The organism is Methyloceanibacter marginalis (assembly GCF_001723295.1).
Classification (GTDB): Bacteria; Pseudomonadota; Alphaproteobacteria; order Rhizobiales; family Methyloligellaceae; genus Methyloceanibacter; species Methyloceanibacter marginalis.
Genome location: NZ_LPWD01000106.1, coordinates 1 through 5,768, shown reverse-complemented (window position 1 = coordinate 5,768; position 5,768 = coordinate 1). Strand labels below are relative to the sequence as shown.

5 protein-coding genes and 2 pseudogenes are annotated in these 5,768 nt (G+C 63.9%); 6 read left to right on the top strand and 1 reads right to left on the bottom strand.

Going from position 1 to position 5,768, the window contains the following annotated elements:
• Positions 1-239, bottom strand: a pseudogene (locus AUC71_RS04765) (hypothetical protein); the annotation flags it as partial.
• 334 nt (positions 240-573) lie between these two features.
• On the opposite strand from AUC71_RS04765, the gene petA reads away from it, so the two are divergent.
• The 6 genes and pseudogenes from petA to AUC71_RS04735 all read left to right on the top strand — a co-directional run.
• Positions 574-1,176: a ubiquinol-cytochrome c reductase iron-sulfur subunit gene (petA, locus tag AUC71_RS04760; RefSeq protein ID WP_069623339.1), complete on the top strand. Its 603-nt coding sequence runs from the start codon at positions 574-576 to the stop codon at positions 1,174-1,176.
• A gap of 9 nt (positions 1,177-1,185) precedes the next feature.
• A complete protein-coding gene (locus tag AUC71_RS04755) occupies positions 1,186-3,291 on the top strand; it encodes a cytochrome c1 (protein ID WP_069623338.1) in 2,106 nt (701 codons plus the stop codon).
• 8 nt (positions 3,292-3,299) lie between these two features.
• Positions 3,300-3,854, top strand: coding sequence for a hypothetical protein (locus AUC71_RS04750; RefSeq protein WP_069623337.1), 555 nt, complete (start codon positions 3,300-3,302; stop codon positions 3,852-3,854).
• Between the two features lie 19 nt (positions 3,855-3,873).
• A complete protein-coding gene (locus tag AUC71_RS04745; RefSeq protein WP_069623336.1) occupies positions 3,874-4,746 on the top strand; it encodes an S-methyl-5'-thioadenosine phosphorylase in 873 nt (290 codons plus the stop codon).
• 73 nt (positions 4,747-4,819) lie between these two features.
• Positions 4,820-5,359 carry an adenine phosphoribosyltransferase gene (locus AUC71_RS04740; protein WP_069623335.1) on the top strand — a complete coding sequence of 180 codons (540 nt, stop codon included), beginning with the start codon at positions 4,820-4,822 and terminating at the stop codon, positions 5,357-5,359.
• Positions 5,360-5,399: 40 nt separating this feature from the next.
• A pseudogene (locus tag AUC71_RS04735) lies at positions 5,400-5,768 on the top strand (S-methyl-5-thioribose-1-phosphate isomerase); the annotation flags it as partial.

Sequence of the window (5,768 nt, the reverse complement as noted above, 5' to 3'; positions counted from 1 at the left end):
CGAGGTGTGACAGCCGGCCTTCTCGAAGACTCGGCCGGACAATCAAAGACATCCACCCCGCCGCCGCCGTCCTCGCGGGTCCAGGCTTTCCGGGTGAAGCGGCCGGCCTCTTTGCCCTCGCAGCCGGGCGCGCCTTCAGCCGCATCCTCCACCGCCTCGAGGCCCGCAAGCATGCGGTCGCGTAAGGTCTCGAACCAGCTTCGCGCGCGATCCTTACCCGTCTCGAACGCATCGTTCATTTTCGGCTCTTCGACGTTTTCCTGTTGCATGGACTTGCTGTTCTACCGCTCCACGTGTGAATCCTGTCACAAGGCGTGCTGCCTGGGCATGGCATATGAGGCGGCGTGCCCAAACTTTGATCTCGATCAGGTCCCTTCTGCGCCAATTTGACCATCTTGCGGGCCCTGGACAACCTGGAGAAGCAGTGCCAGAAAAACCGGCACCAATCGTGCCGGTCAACGGCACTACGAGAGGCAATAACAGAAGTTCGGCGCGTTTGTTGCCGGCTAAGAGGGCCGAGAGGCTGGGCTGTTGCTCTCTTCGGCTCCTTAAATCGTCAGGAGCTCTTGGCCCGTGGCCAACCCCGATACGTCCACCGACCCATCTTTACTTAAAGACGACGATGCGTCGCGCCGCGATGTGATCCTGATCGGCGCCGGCGGCTTCGCCGCGATCGGCGGCGCGGCCATGTTGTGGCCGCTGCTCGATCAGATGAACCCGGACGCCTCGACCTTGTCGCTGGCCAGCACCGATGTGGACCTTGCGCCCATCGAGGAGGGCCAGGCCATCACGGTGATGTGGCGCGGCAAGCCCATCTTCATTCGCCACCGCACGGCCAAGGAGGTCGAGGAGGCGACCGGCGTCAAAGTCGACGACCTGATCGATCCGCTGGCGCGCAACGCCAATCTGCCGGACGACGCGCCGGCTACCGACGACAACCGCGCCGCGCCCGAGCGCGAGCCGTGGCTGGTGATGATCGGTATCTGCACTCATCTCGGCTGCATTCCCCAGGGCCAGGCGCCCGGCCAATACAAGGGCGACTATGGTGGCTGGTTCTGCCCGTGCCACGGGTCGCAGTACGACACGGCGGGCCGCGTGCGCGTGGGACCTGCGCCGCAGAACATGTACATCCCGCCTTACACCTTCACCTCAGACACCAAGATCACGATCGGTTAGGCCGGGACCATGGCGCATCCTTCCACTTACAAGCCATCGACCGGCATCGAGCGATGGTTCGATTCGCGGTTGCCGCTGCCCCGGATGATGCATGACCAGTTCATGGTCTTTCCGACGCCGCGCAACCTGAACTATTGGTGGACGTTCGGCGGCATCCTTTCCTTCATGCTGGCGGTGCAGATCGTCACCGGCATCGTGCTCGCCATGCATTACGTGCCGACGCCCGAAGGCGCGTTCGACTCCGTCGAGAAGATCATGCGGGACGTGAACTGGGGCTGGCTGCTGCGCTATGCGCACGCGGTCGGCGCATCCATGTTCTTCCTCGCAGCCTACGTCCATACGTTTCGCGGGCTTATTTACGGCTCGTACAAAGCGCCGCGCGAGATCTTGTGGATTTTGGGCGTGCTGATCCTGCTGCTGATGATCGCCACCGCCTTCATGGGCTATTCGCTCGTGTGGGGGCAGATGAGCTTCTGGGCGGTAACCGTGATCACCAATCTGTTCTCATCGCTCGATACTTTGATCCCGGGGCTCGGCACCACGCTGGTGCAATGGATCTGGGGCGGGTTCTCGGTTGGCGCGCGAACGTTGAACCGGCTCTTCGCGCTTCACTACCTGTTCCCGTTCATCATCGCGGGCGTGGTCATCCTGCATATTTGGGCGTTGCACATTCCGGGAAACAACAACCCCACGGGCGTGGACGTGAAGACGCCGAAGGACACGGTGCCGTTCCATCCGTACTACACGATCAAGGACGGCTTCGCTCTGGTGATGTTCCTGATCCTGTTCGGTGTGCTTCTGTTCTACGCGCCGAACTTCCTCGGTCACGCGGACAACTATATCGAGGCCAATCCTCTGCAGACGCCGCCGCACATCGTGCCTGAGTGGTACTTCCTACCGTTCTACGCGATCCTGCGCGCCATTCCGGACAAGCTGTTGGGTGTCATTGGTCTGATCGGCGGCATTGGCGTCCTGTTCTTCGTGCCGTGGCTAGACACGTCGCGCGTCCGTTCGACGAGCTACCGTCCGATCTACAAATGGTTCTTCTGGCTGTTTGTGATCGATTGCGTGGCGCTGGGCTATCTCGGCTCGCAGGCTCCAGAAGGCTGGTATTTGTTCTTCGGGCGTCTGGGCACCTTCTACTACTTCGCCTTCTTCCTCATCATCATGCCGATCGTCGGTCTGATCGAGCGGCCCAAGAAGCTGCCCGGCAGTATCACGCAGTCGGTCTTGGGACCCGAGAGCAAACGGCCCACGGAGACCCCGCCGCCGCGCACGGCCGCGACCGCAGGCGAGGGGGTGGCGTGCGGCACCCTTTCGACGTTCGCCGCCGCGCTTCTCGCCGCGCTCGCTGTTCCCGGCGCCGCGTTCGCCGAGGACGCCGGAAACGGCCATGGTTCCGAAATCAAGGCGCAGGAGTGGTCCTTTGCGCCGCCCTTCGGCCACTACGATAGGGCGCAGCTCCAGCGCGGTTATCGCGTCTACAAGGATATCTGCGCCAACTGCCATTCGATGCGGCTTTTGTCCTACCGCAATCTTGGCGAGCCCGGCGGGCCGGAGTTCTCGGAGAAGGCGGTCGAAGTTCTCGCCGCCCAGGCGCAAATCACCGACGGTCCTGACGACAAGGGCCAAATGTTCCAGCGCCCGGGGCGCCCGTCCGACCGGTTCCGCTCGCCTTATCCGAACGACGCTGCGGCGCGTGCCGCGAACAATGGGGCGTTGCCGCCGGATCTTTCAGTCATGGCCAAGGCGCGCCCCGGAGGTCCCGACTATATCTATGCGCTGCTCACAGGTTACGCGCCGTCGCCTGCCGGCTTCGAGATGACCCAGGGCATGCAATACAACAAGGCCTTCCCGGGCCACCAGATCGCCATGCCCAATCCCTTGGTGGACGGGGTCATTCCCTACACCGACGGCACCAAGCCCACGGTCGACAATTATGCGAGGGATGTGTCGGCCTTCCTCATGTGGGCGGCGGAGCCCAAGCTCGAGGAGCGGTATAAGCTCGGCGCGCGTATCATGATCTTCCTGCTCGTGTTCGCGGTGATCATGTATCTGTCAAAGCGTGCCGTGTGGGCGCGGCTTCATCGCCGCGATCACGCCGACGCAACTTGAGGTCTGCCATGGCGCGGGTGCTCACGCTTTTCCTGATCGTGCTCGCAAGCTTTCCCGCGCTCGCCGCCGATGACGCGGCCGCGCCGAAAGACATGGTGGTGCTCACCGTAGGCGGGCTGGTCGGAAAGCCCAATCGCGGGCCAATCGATGCCAAGCACGACAGCCTGCTGTCCGTGCTGAAGGTCGAGTTCAAGCACGGGTTCGAATTCGACCGCGCCACGCTGGAGGCCCTGCCGCAAGGCACGGTCAAGGCCAAGCCCATCGAGTTGGAGAAAGAGGCCACCTTCACGGGGCCGCTTCTGAGCGAGGTGCTGGGGTTCATCGAAGCGGCAAAGGTGAAAACGACGTTCGTCGCAGTGGACGGCTATACCGGCTACCTCCTGCCGGAAGACATCGACGGCTCCGATTACATTCTGGCACTCGAGGCCGACGGCGTGCCGCTTGGGCTGGGGCAGCAAGGCCCGCTCTGGCTCCTCAATACGCGCGCCGAAGGCTTCACGCCGGGCAAAGACGGCCGCGGTAGTCATGTTTGGGCCCTGGTCTACATGCATATCGGCGAGTGACCGGGTTAAGGGGGATGTCATGACGAAAGCCGTGCTCGGCATTATCGGCGGTTCCGGACTGTACGACTTGCCCGGCCTGCAAAACGTGCGCGAGGAACACATCGCGAGCCCTGGGCGCGCCGTCGGCTGCGGTCCGATCGGCGATATCGACGGTCTCCCCATCGTGTTTATGTCGCGCCACGATAAGGGGCATAGGCTGTCGCCGACCGACATCAACTATCGCGCCAATATCGATGTGATGAAGCGCGCCGGCGTGACCGATCTGATCTCGTTGTCGGCTTGCGGCTCCTACAAGGAAAACCTGCCGCCGGGCACCTTCGTCATCGTCGATCAGTTCGTGGACCGCACGCACAACCGGGCGACCTCGTTCTTCGGCACAGGCTGCGTGGCCCATGTCTCCATGGCGCATCCGACCGCGCCGCGATTGCGTATGCGTATCGCCGAAGCCGCGGAAGCCGAAAGCATCGCGGTCGCGCGCGACGGCACCTATGTGTGCATGGAGGGTCCGCAATTCTCGACGCTCGCCGAAAGCCTGACTTACAAGGGCCTTGGTTATTCGGTGGTCGGTATGACCAATCTGCCGGAGGCCAAGCTCGCCCGTGAGGCGGAGCTCTGCTACGCGACAGTCGCCATGGTCACGGACTTCGACTGCTGGCACCCGGACCATGACGCGGTGACCGTGCAGGACATCATCCGCGTGCTTATGGCGAACGCCGAGAAAGCCGCACGGCTCGTGGCGCGGATCGCCAAAGACTTCCCGCGCGAGCACGAGCCATGTCCGATCGGCTCCGACCGGGCGCTGGACACGGCGATCATCACCGCGCCGGAAGCGCGCGATCCCGAGCTTCTGAAAAAGCTCGACGCGGTGGCCGGGCGGATCCTGAACGGCTGATCCGGCCCTGGTCAGCGCTGGCATGTTCCAGTATCAAGGCGCCGCGCCTTTCGGCTCTCGTGGAGAATGAACCTTGCCCAGCGACATCGATCTCAAGGGTCTCGTGCGGACCATTCCCGATTATCCGAAGCCGGGCATCATGTTCCGCGACATCACCACGCTGCTCGGCCATGCGGCCGGCTTCCGGGCCTGCGTCGAGGATTTGGTCAGGCCGTTCCAAGACCAGCGCGTGGAGTCGGTCGCCGGCGTCGAGGCGCGCGGGTTCATTCTGGGCGGGGCTGCGGCCGACCGTCTGCGCTGCGGCTTCGTGCCGATCCGCAAGAAGGGCAAGCTGCCCCACAAGGCCATCGGCCAGGATTACGAGCTCGAATACGGGATCGACGTCATCGAGGTCCACGAGGATGCGCTCAGCCCGGGCGAGCCCGTGCTTCTCGTCGATGACTTGATCGCCACCGGTGGCACGGCGGTCGCCGCCGTCAAGCTGTTGCGCCGTCTGAGAGCCGAGGTGGTGGGTGCGGCCTTCGTCATCGACCTGCCGGATCTCGGCGGCTGCGCGCGCCTCGCGGAACTTGGGGTGGAGTGCCACACGCTGATCTCCTTCGAGGGCGAGTAGGGCTCTCAACTTGCAGGGCCGGGTGTGCTAAGCCACGGCTATGAATATCGACGGCAAGCCCTATCGGACCATCTGGCTCGGCGACGACGGCGTCTCGGCCGAGATCATCGACCAGACCAAGCTGCCCTTCGCGCTCGAGATCGTCCCTTTGAGGTCGCTCGAAGACGCGGCACACGCCATTTCGTCCATGCAAGTGCGCGGCGCGCCGCTGATCGGCGCCACGGCTGCCTACGGCGTGGCGCTCGCCATGCGGGGCGACGCTTCCGATGATGGTCTCGACCGGGCCTGCGCCGCGCTCGCGGCGACGCGCCCCACGGCCGTCAATCTGCGCTGGGCCCTCGATGAAATGAAGAAAGAGCTCACGGAGCTGCCGCAAGGGGCGCGCGTGGCGGCGGCCTCGGCCCGCGCC